The organism is Mycolicibacterium pyrenivorans (assembly GCF_025821625.1).
GTDB lineage: Bacteria > Actinomycetota > Actinomycetes > Mycobacteriales > Mycobacteriaceae > Mycobacterium > Mycobacterium pyrenivorans.
The window spans coordinates 1-22,996 of sequence record NZ_JACKSH010000045.1; the positions used below are offsets into that span (position 1 = coordinate 1).

Sequence of the window (22,996 nt, forward strand, 5' to 3'; positions counted from 1 at the left end):
AGCGTGCACACAGATCACGCAAATCACCTCGAACGCGATCTATGTGCACATTCGACGCCCCGACCCCCTCGAAGCGTTACTGACCCACGCTCCTAGGTGTCCAGATCCGGGGCCCACGCCACCCCGTTGATGTGGCTGCCGCCGTCGGCGAACAGCGTGTTCCCGGTCAGGTATCGCGACGCCTCGCTCGCCAGGAACACCGCCACCGGGGCGATGTCGTCGTAGGGGTCGCCCATTCGGCCCATCGGGTTGGCCGCGTCGGCCATCGCCTCCAGTTCGGGATAGTCGCCGAGCGCGCGGAAGAAGGCCTGGCTCTTGGCCGCCGGGCACAGCGCATTGACCGTCACGCCCGTGGGCGCCCACTCCCGAGCCGCGGTGCGGGTCAACGCGCGAAGCGCCTCCTTGGCGGCGTTGTACTCCAGCGAGCCCATGTGCGCGTTGACCCCGTTGAGACTGCACAGGTTGATCACCCGCCCCCAGCCGCGGGCCTTCATGTGCGGGTGCGCCGCGCACATCGCCCAGAACGGTCCGTAGTAGCCGACGGCGATGCCGCCCGCGATCTGCTCGTCGGTCTTGCGTTCTACGCGGCCGATGCCGCCGCCACCCCAGGCGTTGTTGACCAGGATGTCGACCGAACCGAACTCCGAGACAGCGGCGGCGACCGCGGCCTCGACCTGGGTTCGGTCGGTGACGTCGGTCGCGACGAAAAGACCGCCGATCCGGTCGGCCGCCGCGCGGCCCGCGGCCTCGTCGCGCTCGGCGACCACCACGCGGGCCCCTCGTCGGCGAAACGCCGGGCGACCCCCTCGGAGCCGCCCGCGATCACCGCCCATGGCCCGTAGGCCGCCAGATCCGTCACCGGTCCATCATCACCCAGCCGCCTCGGCCGGAATTGCATTCCAGCAGCGAAACTCCGAGTGCGGCCCTGCTGGAACGCAATTCCGGCGGGTGTGGAGGAGGATCAGCTCAGCCGTAGGAACGCCCGCCCGCGTGGGGACAGCCGGTACCCGACCTCGAGGCTGGTCGTCAGCCCGAGGCCCTTGAGCTGGCGGATCCGCCGCTTGAACCGCGGCACGTCCATGGCCACCCGTGCCGCGAGGTCGGGTGCCCGGACACCCTCGTTGGCGCCGATCAGGTGCAGATAGGGCCGCGTCCACGGCTCGGTCGCGGCGTCCCAGCGATCGAGCCTTTCGGTGATATGCGCGATGTCGGCGGCGTCAAGCGTGTCGTCGGCGGCCAACCCCGGACGCTCGTCGGGCCCCAGGTAGGACACCGTGATCACGTACGTGTGCGCCGCCTGGCGGCGGTCCAGCTCGGTCTGCGCGGTTTTGGCGTCCGGATAGCCCGCGGCGCGGGCCTGCGCGCCGGTCACGCGGTAGCGACCGGGGTGCTCGCTGATCTCGTCGACACGGATCGTCCCGGCGGGGGTGCGTTGGGTTCCGCCGGGTTTGGCGCGCGGTGCGTCCCACCGTCGCAGCACCAGTGTGACGGCGCCGTCGGCGATTCCCTCCGCGGTGGCCCGATCGAGCAACACGCGCTCAGATGTTAGGCGCCGGCCGGCGGGTCTGCACCATCGAACTCCTCAGAAGACGATCGTCTGGTTTCCGTGCCGGATGATGCGGTCCTCGCAATGCCACAGGACCGCGCGGGAGAGCACGGCGCGCTCGACGTCGGCTCCCAGCCGGATCAGATCACCGACGCCGTGGCGGTGATTCACCCGCACCACGTCCTGCTCGATGATGGGTCCGTCGTCGAGGGTTTCCGTCACGTAGTGGGCGGTCGCACCGACGAGTTTGACGCCCCGCTCCTTGGCCCGCCGATAGGGCGCCGCGCCGATGAACGCCGGCAGGAACGAGTGATGGATGTTGATCAACGGGCAACCGACCCCCGCCAGGAATTGTGGGGTGAGGATCTGCATGTAGCGGGCCAGCACCACCAGGTCGACGTTGTCCCGCAACAGCTCGAGCTGCCGTTGCTCTGCCTGTGCCCGAATGTCCTCGGTGGCGGGCACGTGCACGAACGGAACGCCGAAGGAGCGGGTCTGGTCGGCGAGGTCGGGATGGTTGGAGATGACCATCGCGACCGACATGTCGAGTTCACCGCGGCGGTTGCGCCACAACAGGTCCAGCAGACAGTGGTCCTCCCTCGAGACCATGATCGCCAACCGTTTCGGCCGAGATGCCTCGGTGAGGGCGAAATCCATGCCGAACCGCGTGGCCACCCGCGCAGCGAAGTCACGCTCCAGATCGTGACGGGCGGCCCTCAGGCCAGGAAGGTGGAAGATCGTGCGCTGCACGAAGGTTCCGCCGGACTGCTCGGTCGAATGCTGGTCCAGGGAAACGATGTTGGCGCCGGCCTTGGCGAGGAAATCGCTGACGGCCGCCACCAGTCCTGGTCGATCAGCGCACCGCAGCAGCAGCCTGCCGACATCGTCGTTGGCCGTCATCGCCATCACCTCCGGGCGCTGGAGTTTCTCTGCGCCACGACTACACCCTGTACCAGGTCATCGCGCCGCGCCACCGTCGCGCGCCGCGCCTCTCAAGCGACAGCGGCCTGCGAATCGAGCAGCGTGATGGTGCCTGCGGTGCCGTCGACCCGCACCCGCTGTCCGGTCTGCAGGCGGGTCATCGCGTCCGCGATGCCTGCCAGTGCTGGGATGCCGTATTCGCGGGCCACCAGGGCGCCGTGGGACACCACCCCGCCGACCTCCATCACCAAGGCGCCGGCGATCAGGAACAGCGGTGTCCAGCCGGGGTCGGTGCTGGCCGCGACGAGAATCTCCCCGGGTTGCAGCTTCGCTCCGACCGGGGAGTCCAGAATCCGGACGACACCCTCGTGCATCCCCGGCGAGAGCGGTGTGCCGACCAGTACGTTTCCCGATTCGGTGGGCACGGGCGAGCCGTAGACGACCTCGCCGTCGCTGGTGAGCACCCGCGGGACCAGGCGCCGGCTCAGCTCGCGGCGGAACGTGCGACGGTTGGCGTGCGCGCAGGCGCGCAGGTCGCGACGCCGCCCGGCCAGCGTGGCGTGCACGTCGTCCCCGTCGATGAAGAACACATCGTCGACGGCGTCGAGCAAGCCGCGGTCGACCAGCGTTGCGGCACAACGTTTCAGGGTCCGGCGGCCCAGGGCCATCGCACGGACCATGTCGAACTTGGGTCGTTCGCGCAGCCCGCCGAGTTCACGGTGGCGGCTGAGCAGGTTCGCCAACACCGCCGCCCGCAGCGGCCCCCGGGTCCGGCGGACATCCGTGACCAGGGCCGCCGCTGCCGTGCGGGCCTGTTCGGCGCCTGCCTCGAAGCTGGTCAGCGCACCAGAGTGCAGGTAGCCGTCGATGAGCTCCACCACGTACGTCGGATCGTCGACGAGTCGGGGCAGGCCGAGGTCGACCTCCCGGTCCGGCGCGCGGTGCCCGAAGGTGTGCAGGAAGTCCGCCACACCCGCGCTGCTCGCGGTCGGCTCGGTGCCTGCGGAGGCGTGGTCGCGGGCGAGCCGGGCGAGTGCCGCACCCATCGCGATGGTCGGATCGTGGGGCAGCCATCGCAGCACCGGGTCGAATCCCTGCGACGACCCCAGCCAGCGCCGCGCCAGCCGCTCGATGACGGATCTGAGCAGCCACTCGCCGTACGCGGCGGCCAACTGGTCCAGCAGCATCGCGCATGTCGCGGCCGGCAGCACGCGTTCGACGAAGTTCAGCTGCTCGTCCGGCGACGTCAGGCCCGACGCCTGTGCCTCGAGCCGGGCCAGCTCCTCGTCGGCGCGGGCGACCAGGCGTCGGCGCGCGCGGGCGGGGGCGGCGACGGACGCCACGAGCCCCGTGAGCAGGCCCGGGATCCAGGCGACGAGCCCGCGGGGCAGGGCCTGCCCGTCCGGCTTGGGTAAGCGGGTGCTGTTCTGCGCCAACCAGTTGCGCAGTGCGGCACTTCCTGTCGGATCCTTCAGGCGGAAGTTGGCCACCAACCGCGCCGCGAGCCGGGGCCGCTGAAGCACCGCGGTGGCGTCCAGGAAGATGCGATGCGCCACGACGGGCAGCCAGTCGGGAGAGGCGTCGACCTCGCGGGGCGGCTGCCCGGAGAGCCAGAACCGGAACCAGCCGGTGACCATCGCGCGGAAGAACGTGTTGCCCGCCGGCGTCATGGGTTCGGCGATGCCCTGGGCGAGCAGCATGACCGGCAGGTAGACCCGCAGGCCGGGTCGGGCGGCCGGGGGCACCGGGAACAGCGACGTGATCGGCCTTGACTGCAGCAGCCAGCAGCGGCCCTCGTGAATCGCCCATTCGACATCCTGCGGCGCGTCGAAGACGCGGGCGGCGCGGGTTCCCAGGCCGACCAGGGTGTCGAGCTGGGCGGCGGTCAGCAGGTCGCGCCCGGTGCGGTCGAGGACCGCACGGGTGGCTGCCTCGACGGTCCAGCGGGCGGGGGTGGTGCCGCCGCTGACCACCGCTTCCCCGAGGCCCGGCGCGGCCTCGATCACGGTGTGGTCGCGCCGGCCGGACAACGGGTCGGCGGTGAACATCACCCCGGCCACGTCGGCTGCCACCATGGGCTGCACGACCACGGCAACGGAGATGTCGTCGTGCCCGATGTCCTGGTCGCGCCGGTAGGCGATGGCGCGCGCGGTCCACAGCGACGACCAGCACTGCCGCACGGCGTCGCACAGGGCCGCAGCGCCGACGACGTTCAGCACGGTGTCCTGCTGCCCGGCGAAGCTGGCCTCGGGCAGGTCCTCGGCGGTCGCCGAGGACCGTACGGCCTTCGGTCCCTCGCCCAGTTCGATGTAGGCGGCCGCGATCTGCTCCGTCACCGCCGCGGACATCGGCACCGACTCGAAGGCGTTGCGCAGGCGGACGGAGGCGGCGTCGACGGCGTCGGGATCTGCGCCGAGGTCCGCCATCTCCTGGCGGATCAGTGGCTCGAGCGCGTGTTCACGGACGAACTGCCGATACGCGGCCGTCGTCACCACGAAGCCCGGCGGCACGGGTAGTCCCGCCTGCACCAGCACGGCGAGGTTGGCGCCCTTGCCGCCGGTGCGGCCTGGGTCGGCGGCGCCGGCGTCCGTCAGTCGGCAGATCATCGCTTCGCCCATGGTGGCGACCGTAGGATCTCTCGGCGCACGTGAACAGGGGCGGAAGTCCTGATTCGGCAACACACGGGTCAGGTTGGGCGGTGGCGGCCCCGCCGCTCCCTACGATCACCCGGTGCCCGATCGCTACGGTTCCGACATCCTGGCCGACAACCCGCACCGTGCCCGCCGGCCCCGATCCACCGAACAGCCGGTGGAGATGGGGCTGGTCGTCGAGGACGCCCAGACGGGATTCGTCGGCGCGGTGGTGCGTGTCGAGTACGGCCGGATGGAGCTCGAGGACCGCAACGGCCGCCGCAAACCGTTCCCCGTCGGGCCGGGCTACCTGATCGACGGGAAGCCGGTCATCCTCACCGCGCCCGTCAAGGCGGTGTCGAAGGCGCCGACGAAGACCGCGTCGGGTTCGGTCGCGGTGTCCGGGGCGCGGGCGAGAACCGCGCTGGCCAGCCGGATATACGTCGAGGGCCGCCACGACGCCGAGCTGGTCGAGCAGGTGTGGGGCGAGGACCTGCGGATCGAAGGGGTGGTGGTCGAGTACCTGGGCGGCGTCGACGACCTGGCCGCCATCGTCGCCGACTTCCGGCCGGGACCGGGTCGACGGCTGGGGGTGCTCGTCGACCACCTGGTGGCCGGGTCCAAGGAGGCCCGCATCGCCGAAGCCGTCCGGCGGGGACCCGGCGGTGAGCACACGCTCGTCGTCGGGCATCCCTTCATCGACATCTGGCAGGCGGTCAAGCCGGACCGGATCGGGGTGGCGTCGTGGCCCACCGTCCCGAAGGGACAGGACTGGAAGCACGGCGTGTGCGCGGCGCTGGGCTGGCGACATCGCGACCAGGCCGATATCGCCGCCGCGTGGCGCAAGATCCGGGGACGGGTTCGTGACTGGAACGACCTCGAGCCGGCACTGATCGGCCGGGTCGAGGAGCTGATCGACTTCGTCACGCCGCCCCGGCACTCTTGACGGCTCCGCCGTCGTGTCATGAGGGAGGGTGGTAAGCAGAGAGCGTGTCCGACAGCCTGTTCGACGTGCCCGGCGACGACGCCGCGCGGGAGGCCGCCGGCGGGCCCGTCGGGGCCTCTGCGCCGCTGGCGGTGCGGATGCGGCCGGCTTCCCTCGATGAGGTCGTCGGTCAGCAGCACCTGCTCAAGCCGAACTCGCCGCTGCGCCGCCTCGCCGAGGGGTCCGGTGCCGCCTCGGTCATCCTGTACGGCCCACCGGGCACCGGGAAGACGACGCTGGCCTCGCTGATCTCCCACGCCACGGGCCGGCGGTTCGAAGCCCTCTCGGCGCTGTCGGCGGGGGTCAAGGAGGTCCGCGCGGTCATCGAGAAGGCAAGGGAAGCGTCAATCCGGGGCGGCCAGACCGTGCTGTTCATCGACGAGGTGCACCGGTTCTCGAAGACCCAGCAGGACGCGCTGCTGGCCGCGGTGGAGAACCGGGTGGTGCTGCTGGTGGCCGCCACCACCGAGAACCCGTCGTTCTCCGTCGTCGCTCCGCTGCTGAGCCGCTCACTGATCCTGCAGTTGCAGCCGCTGACCGCCCCGGACACCGCCACCGTGATCCGCCGCGCCATCGACGATGACCGCGGACTGGGCGGCCGGGTGCAGGTCACCGACGAGGCGATCGACCTGCTGGTGCAGTTGTCCGCCGGCGATGCGCGCAGGGCGCTGACCGCGCTGGAGGTGGCGGCCGAGACGGGTGACGTCGTGACCGTCGAGGTCATCGAGCAGTCACTGGACAAGGCGGCCGTGCGGTACGACCGCGACGGCGATCAGCACTACGACGTCGTCAGCGCGTTCATCAAGTCGATCCGCGGATCCGACGTCGATGCCGCGCTGCACTACCTGGCCCGCATGCTTGTGGCGGGGGAGGACCCGCGATTCGTGGCGCGGCGCTTGATGATCCTCGCCAGCGAGGACATCGGGATGGCCGACCCGACCGCGTTGCAGACCGCCGTCGCGGCGGCGCAGACCGTGCAGTTGATCGGCATGCCGGAAGCGCAGCTGACGTTGGCGCACGCCACCGTCCATCTGGCGACCGCGCCCAAGTCGAACGCCGTCACCACCGCACTGGGCGCCGCGATGGGCGACATCCGCGCGGGCAAAGCCGGGCTGGTTCCCGCCCACCTCCGCGACGGGCATTACTCGGGGGCCTCGAAGCTGGGCAACGCCATCGGCTACAAGTACTCGCACGACGACCCCGATGGGGTTGTGGCACAACAATATCCGCCCGACGAGTTGGTTGGCGTGGACTACTACCGGCCCACCGGCAGAGGTGTGGAGCGGGAGATCTCGACCCGAGTCGAGAAGCTGCGCGCCATCATTCGTCGTAGGCGCTGAGCTCAGAACACCCCCTTGACACCCCCGTATCCAGCTCCTAACGTCGTAATCAACCAATTAATTGATCAAGTGGGAAGTTGATTATTGGGCTCCGATGACGATGCTGAGGCTCAGCTGGACCGTGCGTTCATGGCACTCGCCGATCCCGTCCGCCGCGCGATGGTCGCCCGTCTGTCGCGGGGCCCGGCAACGGTCAACGAGCTGGCCGCTCCGTTCGCCATCACCAAACAGGCGGTGTCCAAGCACATTCAGGTTCTCGAACAGGCAGGTCTGGTCACCCGCACCCGCGAAGCCCAGCGTCGGCCGGTGCACCTCGCGGCGACCGCCCTGGAGCAGCTGACGTCGTGGATCGATCGCTACCGCCTGGACGCCGAACGCAACTACCGCCAACTGGACGTGCTGTTGGCGGCGATGACGCAGAAAACCGAGAAGACGCAGAAAACCGAGAAGAAGGGAAAGACAGAATGACCAACGCACTCGACCTGGTGGCACCGGTGGACACCCTGGCCATGGAGTTCACCCGCGAGTTCGACGCACCCGTGGACGCGCTCTTCCGTGCCCACGCCGACCCCGAACTCGTCAAGCAGTGGCTGGGCCCGCACGGTCTCGAGATGCAGATCACCGAGTGGGAGTTCAAGAGCCACGGCGGGTACCGCTACACGCACGCGAACGACGACGGCACGTTCGGGTTCAACGGGACGTTTCACACGGTGCGGGAGAACGAGTTCATTTTGCAGACCTGGGAGTTCGAGGGCGCCGCGGACATGGTCAACATCGAGTACATGTGGTTCGAGGACGCCGGCGGCGGGCGTTCCCGGCTGCGAGGACGCTCGATCTGCCCCAACACCGAGGCCTGTGACGCGCTGCTGTCCTCGGGTATGGAGGGCGGCATGACCGAGGGGTATGGGAAGCTCGACGCGCTGCTCGCGGCCCTCTGACCCACCCCAAGCCCCAAGACCAAGTGATCCCGGCTGGTCGGGGCTCCAGCCGGGATCACGCGGGGGTGTTCGGGTGCGACTACCGCATCATGCCCGAGCGGCGACCCGTCGCACCGGTGTGGCGACGGCCCATGAGCGACGACACCAGGGCCACACCGATGACGGCGACGACGACCTGCACGAGCAGTTCGAGCCAGTCGATACCGCTGGTGGCGGTGGGGATGCCGATCGCGTTGGCCAGGAAGGTCCCCAACAGCGCGGACACGATGCCGACGCCGATCGTCACCAAAATGCCGATCTTCTGCTTGCCGGGGAGTACCAGCCGAGCGAGTGCGCCGATCAAGGCGCCGATGAGAATTGCGGTGATGATGCCGGTGACGGTCATGTTGGCCTCCATGGTGTGTGGTAGCGGCAGAAGTACCCTCACCGGCGACGCAATAAACGCACGCGTCAATCAAAAGGTGGGCTCGTAGGCTGAAACGGGTGAACACCGAAGTGCTCCACGTCGACACCTCCCGGCGCGTCATCGTCGACCTCACCGACGAGGTGCGGGCGTTCTGCCGCAGCCGCGGTGATGGACTCTGCAATGTTTTCATTCCGCACGCGACGGCAGGCGTCGCGATCATCGAGACCGGCGCCGGTTCCGACGACGACCTCGTCGACACGCTGGAACGGCTCCTGCCTCGCGACGACCGCTACCGGCACGCACACGGATCACCCGGCCACGGCGCCGACCACGTGTTGCCCGGGCTCGTCTCACCGTCGGTGACGGTGCCGGTCGCCGAAGGTGAGCCCCTGCTGGGCACCTGGCAGAGCATCGTGCTGGTGGACCTGAACAGGGACAACTCCCGTCGCTCGGTGCGGTTGAGCTTCCTGGAGGGCTGAGGATCCCGACCGGTACTGTGGATCGGTCGGACACACATCCGCCGACGACCACAGCGACCACAAGAAAGATACGAACGTGCAGACACACGAGATCAGGAAGCGGTTCCTTGATCATTTCGTGAACGCGGGACACGCCGAGGTGCCCAGCGCCTCGGTGATCCTCAACGACCCCAACCTGCTGTTCGTCAACGCCGGCATGGTGCAGTTCGTCCCGTTCTTCCTCGGCCAGCGCACCCCGCCGTGGGACCGTGCGACCAGCATCCAGAAGTGCATCCGGACCCCCGACATCGACGAGGTCGGCATCACCACCCGGCACAACACGTTCTTCCAGATGGCCGGCAACTTCTCGTTCGGTGACTACTTCAAGGCAGGCGCCATCGAGTTGGCCTGGACGCTGCTGACCAACCCGGTAGGTCAGGGCGGCTACGGCTTCGATCCCGAACGGCTCTGGGCCACGGTGTATCTGGACGACGACGAGGCCGCGCAACTCTGGCAGGACATCGCCGGGCTGCCGCCGGAGCGGATCCAGCGGCGCGGGATGGCTGACAACTACTGGTCGATGGGCATCCCCGGGCCGTGCGGTCCGTCCTCGGAGATCTACTACGACCGAGGGGCCGAGTACGGCGTCGAAGGCGGCCCGGAGGCCAACGAGGACCGCTACATCGAGATCTGGAATCTCGTGTTCATGCAGAACGAGCGCGGCGAGGGCGCGTCCAAGGACGACTTCGAGATCCTCGGCCCGCTGCCGCGCAAGAACATCGACACCGGTATGGGTATCGAGCGGGTGGCCTGCCTGCTCCAGGGCGTGGACAACGTCTACGAGACCGACCTGCTGCGCCCGGCCATCGAGGTGATCGCGGCAATCGCACCTCGCGGGTACGGCAAGGGCTATCACGACGACGACGTCCGCTACCGGATCATCGCCGACCACAGCCGGACCGCGGCGATCATCATCGGGGATGGGGTCAGCCCCGGCAACGAGGGCCGCGGCTACGTGCTGCGCCGCCTGTTGCGCCGCATCATCCGCGCCGCCAAGCTGCTGGGCGTCGAGCAACCCATCATGGCCGATCTGATGGTCACTGTGCGGGACGCGATGGGCCCGTCGTACCCGGAACTGGCCAGTGACTTCGACCGCGTGCAGCGCATCGCGGTGGCCGAGGAGACCGCGTTCAACCGCACGCTGGCCTCGGGCTCGCGGCTGTTCGACGACGCCGCCCGCGCGACCAAGGCGTCCGGGACCGACGTGCTCTCGGGTACCGACGCGTTCACGCTGCACGACACCTACGGCTTCCCCATCGAACTCACGCTGGAAATGGCCGCCGAGGCCGACCTGAAGGTGGACGAAGAGGGCTTCCGCAGCCTGATGGCAGAACAGCGCAGGCGAGCCAAGGCGGACGCGGCCGCGCGCAAGCAGGCACACGCCGACCTGTCGGCCTACCGCGACCTCGTCGACGCCGGCCCGACCGAGTTCACCGGCTTCGACGAACTGTCCACCGAGGCGCGAATTCTCGGCATCTTCGTGGACGGCAAGCGGGTCCCGGTAGTGACGCACGAGCCGCACACGTCCGAGTCGCGCGTCGAGCTCATCCTCGACCGCACGCCGTTCTACGCCGAATCGGGCGGCCAGATCGCCGACGAGGGCAGCATCGGCGGAACCGGCGCATCGGAGACGGCGCGCGCAGCCGTGACCGACGTCCAGAAGATCGCCAAGACCCTGTGGGCGCATCGCGTCACCGTGGAATCGGGCGAGTTCGTCGAGGGCGACACCGTGGTGGCCGCCGTGGATCCGCGCTGGCGTCACGGCGCCACCCAGGGGCACTCCGGAACGCACATGGTGCACGCCGCGTTACGACAGGTGCTCGGCCCCAACGCCGTTCAGGCGGGCTCGTTGAACCGCCCCGGCTATCTGCGCTTCGACTTCAACTGGCAGGGCGCGCTGACGGACACCCAGCGCTCCCAGATCGAAGAGGTCACCAACGAAGCGGTCGAGGCCGACTTCGAGGTGCACAGCTTCACCACAGACCTGGAACGGGCCAAGGCGATGGGCGCGATGGCGCTCTTCGGCGAGGCCTACCCCGACGAGGTGCGGGTCGTGGAGATCGGCGGACCGTTCTCCCTGGAACTGTGCGGCGGCACACACGTCCACAATTCCGCGCAGATCGGCCCGGTCACCATCCTCGGCGAGTCGTCGGTGGGTTCGGGCATCCGGCGGGTGGAGGCCTACGTCGGGCTGGACTCGTTCCGGCACCTGGCCAAGGAACGCGCATTGATGGCGGGCCTGGCGTCGTCGCTGAAGGTGCCCTCGGACGAGGTGCCGGGTCGGGTCGCCAACCTCGTGGAGCGGCTGCGCACGGCCGAGAAGGAACTCGACCGGCTGCGGATGGCCAATGCGCGCGCCGCAGCGGCGAACGCCGCCGCAGGCGCCGAGGAGATCGGTAAGGTCCGGGTCGTGGCGCAGCGGATGGCCGGCGGGATGTCGGGGGGCGACCTGCGCACGCTGGTCGGCGACATCCGCGGCAAGCTCGGCAGCGGCCCGGGGGTGGTGGCGCTGATCGCAGAGGGTGACAACGATTCCGTGCCGTACGTGGTGGCGGTCAACCAGGCCGCGCAGGACCTCGGGCTACGCGCCGACGATCTGGTCAAGCAGATGGGATCGGCGGTGAACGGCCGCGGTGGCGGCAAGGCTGATCTGGCGCAGGGGTCCGGCAAGGGGGCGGCGGGTATCGACGCGGCACTGGCGGCGATACGCGCAGAGATCGGCCGGAGCTAGCCGGTGGCCCAGACCGACGACCCCGCCCGCGAGGACCGTCTGCCGGACCGGCCCGGAGACCCGAACTCGGCACCCGACCCGGGGCGCGGCCGTCGGCTCGGCATCGACGTCGGCAGCGTCCGCATCGGGGTGGCCGTCAGTGACCCGGACGGCATCCTCGCCACGCCGGTGGAGACGGTCCCGAGGGACCGTCGTTCGGACAGGCATCTTCGGCGGCTGGTGCGCCTGATCGACGAACACCAGGCCGTCGAGGTGGTGGTGGGCCTGCCCCGCACGCTGGCCGACCGGGCCGCCTCGTCGGCGCGCGACGCCGTCGATCTCGCCGACGCACTGGCTGACCGGATCATCCCGGTGCCGGTGCGGCTGGCCGACGAGAGGTTCACGACGGTCACCGCGCAGCGTTCGCTGCGGGAGGCCGGCGTGAGCTCCAAGGGGCAACGATCGATGATCGATCAGGTTGCGGCGGTGGGGATTCTGCAGAACTGGCTGGACCAGCGGCGGGCGGCGCTGTCCCCACACGGAGAGGTCGGGGATGGCTGACGACTGGCGGAGCGACCGTGCCGAACCCTTGGCGGTGGGCCCGCCTCGGCGCCGGTCGACGCGCCGCGACCGCATCAAGCAGGCGCGCGTCCGGCGCAGGCGCCGTGTCGCCGCGGTGGCGGCGCTGGCGATGCTGGTGGTGGTTGTGGTCGGTGCGGTGTTCCTCGGCTCCAAGCTGTGGCACTCGATGTTCGGCACGTCCGCAGGGGACTTCGCCGGCGACGGTGTCAGCGACGTGGTGATCGAGGTGCACGAGGGCGACTCCACCACCGCGATCGGCAAGACGCTGCAGGACCAGAACGTCGTGGCGACCACCAAGGCTTTCGTCGACGCGGCCGCGGGCAACTCGGCCATCTCTGCCATCCAGCCCGGTTTCTACAAGGTGCGCACCGAGATTCCCGCGGCGAATGCCGTCACCCGTCTCATCGATCCGGCCAACAGGGTGGGCAGGTTGGTGATCCCCGAGGGGCGCCAGCTCGACGACGTCCGGGACGTCAAGACCAACGCCGTCACCGACGGCATCTTCACGCTGATCGCCAAGGCGTCGTGCGTGGACCTCGACGGTGACCGCCAGTGCGTCTCGAGGGACGAGCTTCGCGACATCGCCGGTGGCACGGCGCCGTCGGCACTGTCCGTCCCCGCCTGGGCGACCAGCGCAGTCGACGCGCTCGGATCCGACCATCGCCGGTTGGAGGGCCTGATCGCGCCGGGTACCTGGAACATCGACCCGTCCGCCGAGCCGCAGGCCATCCTGGCGACGCTGATCTCCGCGAGCGCGACGCAATACGAACAGAGCGGTCTGCTCGACACGGCCACGGCGCTGAACATGTCGCCGTATCAGATCCTTACGGTCGCGTCGCTCGTGCAGCGCGAAGCCAAACCCCAGGACTTCTCGAAGGTGGCCCAGGTGATCTACAACCGGCTGGCCGAGCGGCGCACGCTGGAGTTCGACTCGACGGTGAACTACCCGTTGGACCGCATCGAGGTCGCAACCACCGATGGGGACCGGGGGCAGGCGACGCCGTGGAACACCTATGTGCGGCCCGGGCTTCCGGCGACGCCGATCTGCAGCCCGGGCGCGCCGGCCCTCACCGCGGCCGAGCAGCCCGAGCCCGGCGACTGGCTGTACTTCGTGACCATCGACCTGCAGGGCACGACCCTGTTCACCCGTGAGTACGAGCAGCATCTCGCCAACATCGAACTGGCGCAACGTAACGGCGTCCTCGACTCTGCGCGATGAGCAGACGGTACCGGTGAGCGCCGCGCGCCGTGCGGGCGTGCTCGGCTCTCCGATCGCGCATTCGCGCTCCCCGCAGCTGCACCTCGCGGCCTACCGCGCGCTCGGGCTGGACGAGTGGACCTACGACCGCATCGAGTGCACCGCAGAGCAGTTGCCCTCCATGGTGGGCGGATTCGGGCCGGAATGGGTGGGGGTGTCGGTGACGATGCCGGGGAAGTTCGCCGCGCTGCGGTTCGCCGATGAGGCCACCGCGCGCGCGACGTTGGTCGGGTCGGCCAACACACTGGTCCGTTCGCCCGCGGGCTGGCACGCCGACAACACCGACGTCGACGGCGTGGTGGGCGCCCTGCGGGGCGTGAACGTGTCCGACCACGCGATGGTGGTGGGCTCGGGTGGCACCGCTCCCGCGGTGGTCGCCGGCCTCGTCGAGCTCGGCGCGCGGCGCATCACGGTGGCGGCCAGGAACGCTGAGAAGGCGGCAACCACGGTCGACATCGCGACCCGGTGCGGCGTCCAGGCGCAGTGGTGTGATCTTGACGATGCGAAGCTGGCCGACGAGGTGGCCGACGTGGACGTCGTGGTGAACACGGTGCCTGCCGACGCGGCGGCCCGCTACGCGCCGACGCTGGCGTTGGCGCCGGTGTTGCTCGACGCGATCTACGATCCGTGGCCGACTCCGCTCGCCGCCGCCGTCGAGGCGGCGGGCGGGCGGGCGATCAGCGGTCTGCAGATGCTGCTGAACCAGGCCTTCACACAGGTGGAGCAGTTCACCGGGTTGCCGGCGCCCAAGGAGGCGATGCGGGCGGCGCTCGGTGTCGACGAGTGACCGGTCCGGAATTCGTGCGAGGGCGCCTCGGACCGCGCGCCTAACCTGGACGGGTGGGGGAGGCAGAGGCAACGCTCGCCGCAGTCTGTGTGGTGGTGTGGCTGATTACGTTGAGCGGCTTCGATATTCGACAACGTCGGCTGCCGGACCGGCTGACCCTGCCCGGTGCCGCGCTGATTCTCGTGGGCGCGGTGATCACCGGCAACGGATTCGCGGCGCTACTCGGGGGTGCGGTGCTGTTCGCCGTCTACGCGGCCGTGCACCTGATCGCCCCCGCCGCGATGGGCGCAGGCGACGTCAAGCTGGCGATCGGGCTGGGGGCACTTGCCGGGACGTTCGGTCCCGACGTGTGGATCCTGGCCGCACTGGGGGCGTCGCTTCTGACCGCCCTGCTGGCGCTGTGCCGGCTGGCGTGCGGCGCCGGCGGGAGCCTGCCGCACGGCCCGTCGATGTGTCTGGCCACCGGCGCTGCGGTGGCCCTGGCCGTGCTCTAGCCCCTGGATTGGGCGCCGCGGGTCCTCGCCGTTTCAGGGCTGTGGGGCCGACGTGCGAAAATGGCACCCGTGTTGCGATGGACGACAGCAGGTGAATCCCACGGCCGCGCGCTGGTGGCCATGGTCGAAGGCATGGTTGCCGGCGTCCACGTGACCTCGCAGGACATCGCGGGGCAGTTGGCGCGCCGCCGACTCGGCTACGGCCGGGGCGCGCGGATGAAGTTCGAGCAGGACCAGATCAGCGTGCTCGCCGGGCTCCGTCACGGCCTCACCCTCGGCGGCCCGATCGCCATCGAGATCGGCAACACCGAGTGGCCCAAATGGGAGACGGTGATGGCGCCCGACCCGGTCGACGCCGCGACGCTGGCCGACAGCGCCGCCCGCAACGCGCCGCTGACCAGGCCGCGGCCCGGCCACGCCGACTACGCGGGCATGCTCAAGTACGGCTTCGACGACGCCCGGCCGGTGCTGGAACGCGCCAGTGCCCGGGAGACGGCCGCCCGGGTCGCTGCGGGAACCGTCGCCCGCGCCTTCCTGCAGCAGGCGCTCGGCGTCGAGATCGTCTCCCACGTCATCTCGATCGGGGACTCCAAGCCCTACGACGGACCGCCGCCGCAGACCGCCGACCTGGCCGCGATCGACGCCAGCCCGGTGCGCGCCTTCGACCAGGCGAGCGAGGAGCTCATGATCGCCGAGATCGAGGCCGCCAAGCGCGACGGCGACACCCTCGGCGGCGTCGTCGAGGTGGTGGCGCACGGGCTGCCCGTCGGTCTCGGTTCGTTCACCAGCGGCGACAACCGACTCGACAGCCAGTTGGCGGGCGCGGTGATGGGGATCCAGGCGATCAAGGGCGTCGAGATCGGAGACGGCTTCGAGACGGCGCGGCGGCGCGGCAGCGTGGCCCATGACGAGATGTATCCCGGCCCCGACGGGGTGATGCGGTCCACCAACCGCGCCGGCGGTCTGGAAGGCGGCATGACCAACGGGCTGCCCGTGCGGGTGCGCGCCGCGATGAAGCCGATCTCCACCGTGCCCCGCGCGCTGGCCACCGTCGACATGACCACCGGAGAGGAAGCGGTGGCCATCCACCAGCGCTCAGACGTGTGCGCGGTGCCCGCCGCCGGGGTCGTCGTCGAAACCATGGTGGCGTTGGTGCTGGCGCGCGCCGCGCTGGAGAAGTTCGGCGGCGACTCGCTGTCGGAGACCCGCGCCAACCTCGACGCATACCTGCGTGCCATCGCCGAGCGGGAGCCGACCCGAACCGTGCAGGCCTCGGGCTGATGGCTCCCAAAGTGGTTCTGATCGGGCTGCCCGGATCCGGGAAGTCGACGATCGGCCGACGGCTCGCCAAGACCCTGGGCCTGGCGTTGCTCGACACCGACGCCGCGATCGAGAAGGCCACCGGCCGCACGATCGCCGACATCTTCGCCACCGACGGTGAAGCCGAGTTCCGTCGTGTCGAGGAGGGTGTCGTGCGGGACGCCCTGGCCACCCACGACGGCGTGCTGTCGCTCGGCGGTGGGGCGGTGACCACCCCAGGCGTCCGTGAGGCGCTGGCCGGGCACACCGTGATCTACCTGGAGATCAGCGCCGCCGAAGGGGTCCGCCGCACCGGCGGTTCCGCGGTACGGCCGCTGCTGGCCGGTGGTGATCGCGGTGAGAAGTTCAAAGAACTTATGGCTCAACGGGTTCCGTTGTATCGGCAAGTGGCCACGTTGCGGGTGAACACCAATCACCGCAATCCCGCGGCGGTTGTGCGCTACATCGTCGCCCGCCTCGAGAACCCCGGCGGCCCCAAGTCCGAGCGACGGCGTCGGCGGCCGTCGTGGCGTCGCGCCCCGTTGTCGCTGACGGCGCCCCCCTCCACGGAGGCTCCTCCCAGCCCCGCCGCAGTGGCGGCCAGGAAGTCCAGCGGGTCCTCCTGTTCGCGAAAGGACGCACGTGACTGAGCAGACGACCGAGCCTGTCACCGTCGACGTACGTACTGATCCGCCCTACCCGGTCATCATCGGGACGGGGTTGCTCGGCGACCTCGGCCGCATTCTCGACGGCAGGCACAAGGTCGCGATCCTGCACCAGCCGACGCTCGCGCAGACCGCCGAGGTGATCCGAAGCCATCTGTCGGACAAGGGAATCGACGCGCATCGGATCGAGATCCCCGACGCCGAAGCAGGCAAGGAACTGCCGGTGCTCGGCTTCATCTGGGAGGTGCTCGGACGCATCGGCATCGGGCGCAAGGATGCGATCGTCAGCTTGGGTGGGGGAGCGGCGACCGACGTCGCCGGCTTCGCCGCGGCGACGTGGCTGCGCGGAGTGGACATCGTCCACGTTCCGACCACCCTGCTCGGGATGGTCGACGCCGCGGTGGGCGGTAAGACCGGGATCAACACCGACGCGGGCAAGAACCTCGTCGGCGCCTTCCATCAGCCGGCCGCGGTACTGATCGACCTGGCCACGCTGCAATCGTTGCCCCGCAACGAGATCGTGGCGGGCATGGCGGAGATCGTGAAGGCGGGCTTCATCGCCGATCCGGTGATCCTCGACATCATCGAGGCCGACCCGCAGCGGGCGCTCGATCCCGCCGGACCGGTGCTGCCGGAACTGATCAGGCGCGCGGTGGCCGTCAAGGCGGATGTCGTCGCCGCCGACGAGAAGGAGTCGGCGCTGCGCGAAATCCTCAACTACGGGCACACTCTGGCGCATGCCATCGAGCGGCGCGAGCGCTACCAGTGGCGCCACGGCGCCGCGGTGTCCGTCGGCCTGGTGTTCGCCGCCGAATTGGGGCGCCTCGCCGGGCGGCTCGACGACGCCACCACCGAACGGCACCGCACGATCCTGAGCTCACTGGGGTTGCCGGTCACCTATGACGCCGACGCGCTGCCGCAGCTGCTCGAGGCGATGGTCGGCGACAAGAAGACCCGCGCCGGCGTGCTGCGGTTCGTGGTGCTGGACGGCTTGGCCAAGCCGGGACGGCTGGAGGGACCCGACCCGGCGCTGCTTGCCGCCGCCTACGCCGAGGTCGCGCGCGACTAACCCGGTCAGTCGCGCTTGTCGACCGGCCTGGTCTGGTCATCCTCGGCGAGCGCCACCGGTGAGGTGCGTTGTTCCTGCTCGGCGTTCCCCGACTGGGACCCGTAGTCGTGGTCGCGGTCGTCGCGCACCGCGGCGAACACGTCGGTGTCGGCGCGGTCGTCGTCGCCGTCACGGTGGCGCACCGGTGGGGGCGCCTTACGGTCGACCAGCCAGTGGCCGAGCGCGACACCGATGATCGCGCTGACGAACACCAGCAGCGCGGTGAACGCGGCGAACGTCGTCAACTCGTTGATCAGGCCCTCGACGTACAGGTTCTTGTAGAACACCCCGATGAACCAGGCCACGGCGCCGCTGACCACACCCGCGAACAGCCCGGTCAGCAGCCACGTCATCGCCAGATCGGCGCGACGGTCCGGATCAGGGTTGTTGCGCGCGTCGGAACGGCCGTCGACATAACCCCACACCAGGGCCACCACGGCGTACGCAATGACCAGGACGAGGCTGATCAATCCCGCCTTGGTTTCCCACGCGTTGATCATCGCCCCCTGCAGTAACCGAACGATCACCATCAGGGCGGCGAACACCAGTCCGCGCAGCAACCACTTACTCATGAGGCATCACCTTAGCGAGTAGCGTCACCGCCTGTGACTATTTCTCAGCGCCGCGACCGTTTGCGCCAGCGTCTTGCCGCCGCGGAGCTGGACGCTTTGCTGGTATCGGACCTGGTCAACGTCCGATATCTGTCGGGATTCACCGGTTCGAATGCCGCGCTGCTGATTCTGACCCAGGACGAAACGCCGGTGCTGGCGACCGACGGGCGCTATCGCACCCAGGCTGCCCTCCAGGCGCCCGACGCCGAGGTCGTCATCGAACGCGCCTGCGGCCCGCACCTGGTGGGCCACGCGGCTGCCGCCGGTGTGCGCAAACTGGGTTTCGAGAGCCACGTGGTCACCGTCGACGCATTCGGAGCGCTGACCCGTGCGGCGGATCAGCAGTGTGAGCTGGTCCGTGCCGCAGGGACTGTGGAGGGGCTGCGCGAGGTCAAGGACGCCGGTGAGGTCGCGTTGCTGCGATTGGCCTGCGAGGCAGCCGACGCGGCGCTGAAGGACCTGGTGGAGCGGGGCGGCCTGCGCCCGGGCCGCACGGAGAAGGAGGTTCGGCGCGAGTTGGAGGCGTTGATGGTCGATCACGGTGCCGACGGACCCTCGTTCGAGACGATCGTGGCGGCGGGGCCGAACTCGGCCATCCCTCATCACCGGACCACGGACGCGGTCCTGGCCGCCGGTGACTTCGTCAAGATCGACTTCGGCGCTCTGGTGTGCGGCTACCACTCGGACATGACGCGCACGTTCGTGCTGTCACCGATCGCCGAGTGGCAGCGCGACATCTACGACCTGGTCAGCAGCGCTCAGCGGGCGGGGCGGGAAGCCCTCGCGCCCGGGGTCGCGCTCAGCGAGGTCGACGCCGCGTCCCGTCAGGTCATCAGCGATGCCGGGTACGGCGACAACTTCGGCCACGGCCTCGGTCACGGGGTTGGGCTGCAGATCCACGAAGCGCCGGGAATCAACGCCGCGGCCGCCGGTACACTGCTTGCTGGCTCCGCTGTGACCGTGGAGCCAGGTGTCTACCTGCCCGACCGTGGCGGTGTCCGCATCGAGGACACGCTGGTCGTCGGTGACAAGACCCCCGACTTGTTGACCCGGTTCCCCAAGGAACTGGCGATCCTCTGAACGCTAGGAGAACAACCGACCGTGGCATCGACCGCAGATTTCAAGAACGGCCTCGTCCTGCAGATCGACGGCCAGTTGTGGCAGATCGTCGAGTTCCAGCACGTCAAGCCGGGCAAGGGTCCGGCCTTCGTGCGGACGAAGCTCAAGAACGTGATCTCCGGCAAGGTCGTCGACAAGACCTACAACGCCGGGGTGAAGGTGGAGACCGCGACGGTGGATCGCCGCGACGCCACCTACCTGTACCGCGACGGCTCCGACTTCGTGTTCATGGACAGCGAGGACTACGAGCAGCATCCGCTGCCCGAGTCGCTGGTCGGCCGGGCCGCGGGGTTCCTGCTGGAGAGCATGCCGGTGCAGATCGCCTTCCATGACGGGGTGCCGCTGTACCTCGAGTTGCCGGTGACGGTCGAACTCCTGGTCGCCAGCACTGAGCCCGGTCTGCAGGGCGACCGGTCCAGCGCGGGCACCAAGCCCGCGACACTGGAGACCGGCGCGGAGATCCAGGTCCCGCTGTTCATCAACACCGGGGACAAGCTCAAGGTGGATTCCCGCGACGGCAGCTACCTGGGAAGGGTCAATGCCTGACACCCGGGCGGAGCGACGGGGAGTGACCCCCGGCGAGCGGAGCGACGGGATGAGTGACCCCGGCGAGCGGAGCGCAGCGGAGCGACGGGATGAGTGACCCCGGCGAGCGGAGCGCAGCGGAGCGACGGGATGAGTGACCGGAAAGGCGACCGGGGCCGTCACCAGGCCCGGAAACGCGCCGTGGACCTCCTGTTCGAGGCCGAGGCCCGGGGGATCACCCCGGCCGAGGTGGCTGAGTCGCGGAACGCGTTGGCACATCATCAGGCCGACATGTCGCCGCTGAACCCGTACACGGTGACCGTGGCGCGCGGCGTGACCGAGCAGTCGGCGCATGTCGACGACCTGATCTCGGCGCACCTGCAGGGCTGGACGCTGGACCGGCTGCCCGCGGTCGACCGAGCCATCCTCCGGGTCGCGGTGTGGGAACTGCTGCACGCCGAGGACGTGCCCGAACCGGTGGCCGTCGACGAGGCCGTCGAACTCGCCAAGGAGCTGTCCACCGACGATTCCCCGGGATTCGTCAACGGGGTGCTCGGACAGGTCATGCTGGTGACCCCGCAGATCCGTGCGGCCGCGACCGCGGTGCAGGGTGGCATGAGCGGCACCGAAGGCAGCGTCGGAACATAGATGGGCGCGCCGCAGGACTGGGCTCCGTATTCCAGCGTGACCGACGCGGCGAGGGTGTACCTCCGCGACCCGGACCTGGCCCTGGACCAGCTGCGTTCTGTCGTCGAACCCGCCGCGATCAAGTCCTTCGTCATGTCGCGGGGTTTCACCGAGGAGTCGTGGGGTGAGGCGCTCTGGCAGGAGGTCCTCGTCACCGACGGTCACCGGTTGATCATGTGGCGCGCCGACGACGACATGTCCAGCCCACACGAAGACGGCGAACCCTACCGCGTCCTGATGGCCTCGGTCCGGTCGATCCTGTTGTCCACCATCACCGATCAGGTGCTCAGCACGCAGTACGAGGTGCTCGGCGACGGCGCCCGGCGGCTGTCGGAGGTGAAGTTGCGGATGTACACCCAGCTGATCACCCGGTCGCGGCAGAAGTCGGCCACCGAGACCGACATCTATTGTGAGTCTTTCCGTTTCGTGAAGTCCGTCGACAACGGCGGGCTGGCGCAGATGCAGCGTCTGCTGCAGTTCGGCAGGGTGCTGTCACGGTCGATGTAGGCCCGATCAGCCGTAGTCGGGCAGGGCGATCGAGTCGGCGGTGGTGAACCAGTGCTTGGCGGCGAACGGCCGAAGCGGCCAGCGCTGTACCCATTTCATCACCGACGCGCCGATCGCGATGTCCGATTCGCGCATCGGGGCGTACCGGTCGATCGAGTTGGGCAGGTCCTGACACTTGTCGACGTAGGGTCGCATGATCTTCTCGTACCTTGCCAGTGCGGACGGGACGCGTTCGCCGTCAAGCTCTTTCGCCGGGCCCAGTTCACCGGCCAGGACGTAGGCGCCGACCAGAGCCAGGCTGGTACCCATGCCGCTGAGCGGTGACGCGCTATAGCCCGCATCGCCGACGAGGGTGACCCGCCCCGTCGACCACGACGGCATCCGCACCTGCGTCAACGAGTCGAAGTAGAAGTCGTCGGCCTCCTGCGCGGCTGCCAACAGCGCGTCGCAGTGCCACCCGGCGCCCGCGAACCGCTCGATGAGGATGCGGCGCTGTTGGTCGGTGTCGTGACGGTCGTAGGCGAGGGGCGCTGACTGGAACGTCAACCCCGCCTTCGCTGTTGCCGGATCGTGCGAGGGACGCATCGAGGCGTTGAGGCCACCCGGTGCCTGGTAGAGCAGGAACCACCCGTCCAATCCGACCGTGTCCGGAGCGGAGAACCACGCGTTGTACCCGCCTATCGGTTGGACGAACTCCTCTTCGGGGCCGAACGCCATTCGCCGCACCGCCGAGTGTGGGCCGTCCGCTCCGACGACGAGATCGGCAGTGATCGTGCCGCCGTCGACCAGTGTCGCCACTACGGTGTCGGTTCCCTGCTCCAAGGCGGCGATTGCGGCATTGAAGCGGTAATCCAGATCGTGGCGTGTCGCGTCATGGAGCACGCCGACGAGGTCCCCGCGCAGGATCTCCAGCTTGGACACCAGGCCGTTGCCGTCGAACGCCGTCACCGGCATCTCGGCGCGTCGACTGCCGTCCGACTTCACCCACGCCGCCCCGCGCTGTACCAGGGCGTGGTCCCGCATCCTGTCGAGCAGGCCCATCTTCTCGACGACGTCACCTCCGGCGCCGCGCAGGTCCACCGTCTGTCCTCCCGGGCGAACACCGGACGCGATCTCGACGACGATCACCCGATAACCCTTGCGGCACAGCCAGAACCCCAGTGCAGGACCGGCGATCCCGGCTCCGCTGATCAGCACGGTCGGAATACGCTGCGCGGCAGCCCTGGTCGACTCCTGCATGGTGAGGAATGTAGCCCCTGCTTTCAGGCGGCGTCGAAGGTGACGAGGTCGATGCTGAGTCGGCCTTCGATGAGGCTGACTCGTCGTCGGATTGGTGGTCCGGGTAGTGGTGGGGCGGTGG

Annotated in this window: 24 protein-coding genes; 17 read left to right on the plus strand and 7 right to left on the minus strand. The window is 69.3% G+C overall.

The window, feature by feature from the left end; all coding sequences use genetic code 11:
- Window positions 1–92 precede the first annotated feature (92 nt).
- The 4 genes from H7I57_RS06255 to H7I57_RS06270 all read right to left on the minus strand — a co-directional run bounded on the left by H7I57_RS06255 (window position 93) and on the right by H7I57_RS06270 (window position 5,085).
- Window positions 93–833, minus strand: a complete 741-nt coding sequence (locus tag H7I57_RS06255; RefSeq protein ID WP_275080963.1) for an SDR family NAD(P)-dependent oxidoreductase — start codon at window positions 831–833, stop codon at window positions 93–95.
- Between the two features lie 128 nt (window positions 834–961).
- Window positions 962–1,534, minus strand: coding sequence for a hypothetical protein (locus tag H7I57_RS06260; protein ID WP_264022504.1), 573 nt, complete (start codon window positions 1,532–1,534; stop codon window positions 962–964).
- A gap of 48 nt (window positions 1,535–1,582) precedes the next feature.
- A complete protein-coding gene (purU, locus tag H7I57_RS06265) occupies window positions 1,583–2,446 on the minus strand; it encodes a formyltetrahydrofolate deformylase (RefSeq protein ID WP_264022505.1) in 864 nt (287 codons plus the stop codon).
- Window positions 2,447–2,538: 92 nt separating this feature from the next.
- Window positions 2,539–5,085, minus strand: coding sequence for a PEP/pyruvate-binding domain-containing protein (locus tag H7I57_RS06270; RefSeq protein ID WP_264022506.1), 2,547 nt, complete (start codon window positions 5,083–5,085; stop codon window positions 2,539–2,541).
- A 112-nt stretch (window positions 5,086–5,197) separates the two neighbouring features.
- On the opposite strand from H7I57_RS06270, the gene H7I57_RS06275 reads away from it, so the two are divergent.
- The 4 genes from H7I57_RS06275 (at window position 5,198) to H7I57_RS06290 (ending at window position 8,360) form a co-directional block, all read left to right on the plus strand.
- Window positions 5,198–6,043, plus strand: coding sequence for a DUF3097 domain-containing protein (locus H7I57_RS06275; protein ID WP_264022507.1), 846 nt, complete (start codon window positions 5,198–5,200; stop codon window positions 6,041–6,043).
- 44 nt (window positions 6,044–6,087) lie between these two features.
- Window positions 6,088–7,422, plus strand: a complete 1,335-nt coding sequence (locus H7I57_RS06280; protein WP_264022508.1) for a replication-associated recombination protein A — start codon at window positions 6,088–6,090, stop codon at window positions 7,420–7,422.
- Between the two features lie 129 nt (window positions 7,423–7,551).
- Window positions 7,552–7,890, plus strand: coding sequence for an ArsR/SmtB family transcription factor (locus tag H7I57_RS06285; RefSeq protein WP_264022510.1), 339 nt, complete (start codon window positions 7,552–7,554; stop codon window positions 7,888–7,890).
- Entirely contained in the window at window positions 7,887–8,360 is a 474-nt protein-coding gene (locus tag H7I57_RS06290) for an SRPBCC family protein (RefSeq protein ID WP_264022511.1), read from the plus strand. The genes H7I57_RS06285 and H7I57_RS06290 overlap by 4 nt, the downstream gene beginning before the upstream one ends.
- A gap of 79 nt (window positions 8,361–8,439) precedes the next feature.
- Here the strand turns inward: H7I57_RS06290 and H7I57_RS06295 are convergent, their stop codons facing one another.
- Entirely contained in the window at window positions 8,440–8,745 is a 306-nt protein-coding gene (locus H7I57_RS06295) for a GlsB/YeaQ/YmgE family stress response membrane protein (protein WP_264022526.1), read from the minus strand.
- Between the two features lie 98 nt (window positions 8,746–8,843).
- Between H7I57_RS06295 and H7I57_RS06300 the strand changes: the two genes are divergently transcribed.
- The 9 genes from H7I57_RS06300 (at window position 8,844) to aroB (ending at window position 18,148) form a co-directional block, all read left to right on the plus strand.
- The gene (locus tag H7I57_RS06300) at window positions 8,844–9,245 is read left to right on the plus strand and encodes a secondary thiamine-phosphate synthase enzyme YjbQ (RefSeq protein ID WP_308204318.1); all 402 of its coding nucleotides are present in this window, start codon (window positions 8,844–8,846) and stop codon (window positions 9,243–9,245) included.
- A gap of 76 nt (window positions 9,246–9,321) precedes the next feature.
- Window positions 9,322–12,015 carry an alanine--tRNA ligase gene (gene alaS, locus H7I57_RS06305; protein ID WP_264022512.1) on the plus strand — a complete coding sequence of 898 codons (2,694 nt, stop codon included), beginning with the start codon at window positions 9,322–9,324 and terminating at the stop codon, window positions 12,013–12,015.
- A 3-nt stretch (window positions 12,016–12,018) separates the two neighbouring features.
- Complete coding sequence (gene ruvX, locus H7I57_RS06310) at window positions 12,019–12,555, plus strand: Holliday junction resolvase RuvX (RefSeq protein ID WP_264022513.1); 537 nt, start codon at window positions 12,019–12,021, stop codon at window positions 12,553–12,555.
- Complete coding sequence (gene mltG / locus H7I57_RS06315) at window positions 12,548–13,795, plus strand: endolytic transglycosylase MltG (protein WP_264022515.1); 1,248 nt, start codon at window positions 12,548–12,550, stop codon at window positions 13,793–13,795. Before ruvX ends, mltG begins: the two co-directional genes overlap by 8 nt.
- Window positions 13,796–13,808: 13 nt before the next feature.
- Window positions 13,809–14,621 carry a shikimate dehydrogenase gene (locus tag H7I57_RS06320; protein WP_264022516.1) on the plus strand — a complete coding sequence of 271 codons (813 nt, stop codon included), beginning with the start codon at window positions 13,809–13,811 and terminating at the stop codon, window positions 14,619–14,621.
- Between the two features lie 53 nt (window positions 14,622–14,674).
- On the plus strand, window positions 14,675–15,115 hold the full coding sequence (locus tag H7I57_RS06325) for a prepilin peptidase (protein WP_264022517.1): 441 nt from the start codon (window positions 14,675–14,677) through the stop codon (window positions 15,113–15,115).
- Between the two features lie 69 nt (window positions 15,116–15,184).
- Window positions 15,185–16,396 carry a chorismate synthase gene (aroC, locus tag H7I57_RS06330; protein WP_264022528.1) on the plus strand — a complete coding sequence of 404 codons (1,212 nt, stop codon included), beginning with the start codon at window positions 15,185–15,187 and terminating at the stop codon, window positions 16,394–16,396.
- Window positions 16,396–17,064, plus strand: coding sequence for a shikimate kinase (locus tag H7I57_RS06335; protein ID WP_275080965.1), 669 nt, complete (start codon window positions 16,396–16,398; stop codon window positions 17,062–17,064). The genes aroC and H7I57_RS06335 overlap by 1 nt, the downstream gene beginning before the upstream one ends.
- On the plus strand, window positions 17,057–18,148 hold the full coding sequence (gene aroB, locus H7I57_RS06340) for a 3-dehydroquinate synthase (protein ID WP_264022518.1): 1,092 nt from the start codon (window positions 17,057–17,059) through the stop codon (window positions 18,146–18,148). The genes H7I57_RS06335 and aroB overlap by 8 nt, the downstream gene beginning before the upstream one ends.
- A gap of 5 nt (window positions 18,149–18,153) precedes the next feature.
- Here aroB and H7I57_RS06345 read toward each other — a convergent pair whose 3' ends face one another.
- Window positions 18,154–18,759, minus strand: a complete 606-nt coding sequence (locus H7I57_RS06345) for a B-4DMT family transporter (RefSeq protein WP_264022519.1) — start codon at window positions 18,757–18,759, stop codon at window positions 18,154–18,156.
- A 33-nt stretch (window positions 18,760–18,792) separates the two neighbouring features.
- Here H7I57_RS06345 and H7I57_RS06350 point away from each other — a divergent pair, with 33 nt between their 5' ends.
- The 4 genes from H7I57_RS06350 (at window position 18,793) to H7I57_RS06365 (ending at window position 21,636) form a co-directional block, all read left to right on the plus strand.
- Window positions 18,793–19,878 carry an aminopeptidase P family protein gene (locus H7I57_RS06350; protein WP_264022520.1) on the plus strand — a complete coding sequence of 362 codons (1,086 nt, stop codon included), beginning with the start codon at window positions 18,793–18,795 and terminating at the stop codon, window positions 19,876–19,878.
- Between the two features lie 21 nt (window positions 19,879–19,899).
- Window positions 19,900–20,463: an elongation factor P gene (gene efp, locus H7I57_RS06355; RefSeq protein WP_264022522.1), complete on the plus strand. Its 564-nt coding sequence runs from the start codon at window positions 19,900–19,902 to the stop codon at window positions 20,461–20,463.
- A 129-nt stretch (window positions 20,464–20,592) separates the two neighbouring features.
- Complete coding sequence (gene nusB / locus H7I57_RS06360; RefSeq protein ID WP_264022523.1) at window positions 20,593–21,090, plus strand: transcription antitermination factor NusB; 498 nt, start codon at window positions 20,593–20,595, stop codon at window positions 21,088–21,090.
- Window positions 21,091–21,636 (plus strand): hypothetical protein, encoded by a 546-nt coding sequence (locus H7I57_RS06365; RefSeq protein ID WP_264022524.1) that lies wholly within the window; start codon window positions 21,091–21,093, stop codon window positions 21,634–21,636.
- Window positions 21,637–21,642: 6 nt separating this feature from the next.
- Here H7I57_RS06365 and H7I57_RS06370 read toward each other — a convergent pair whose 3' ends face one another.
- Window positions 21,643–22,875, minus strand: coding sequence for an FAD-dependent monooxygenase (locus H7I57_RS06370; protein WP_264022525.1), 1,233 nt, complete (start codon window positions 22,873–22,875; stop codon window positions 21,643–21,645).
- Window positions 22,876–22,996: the final 121 nt, after the last annotated feature.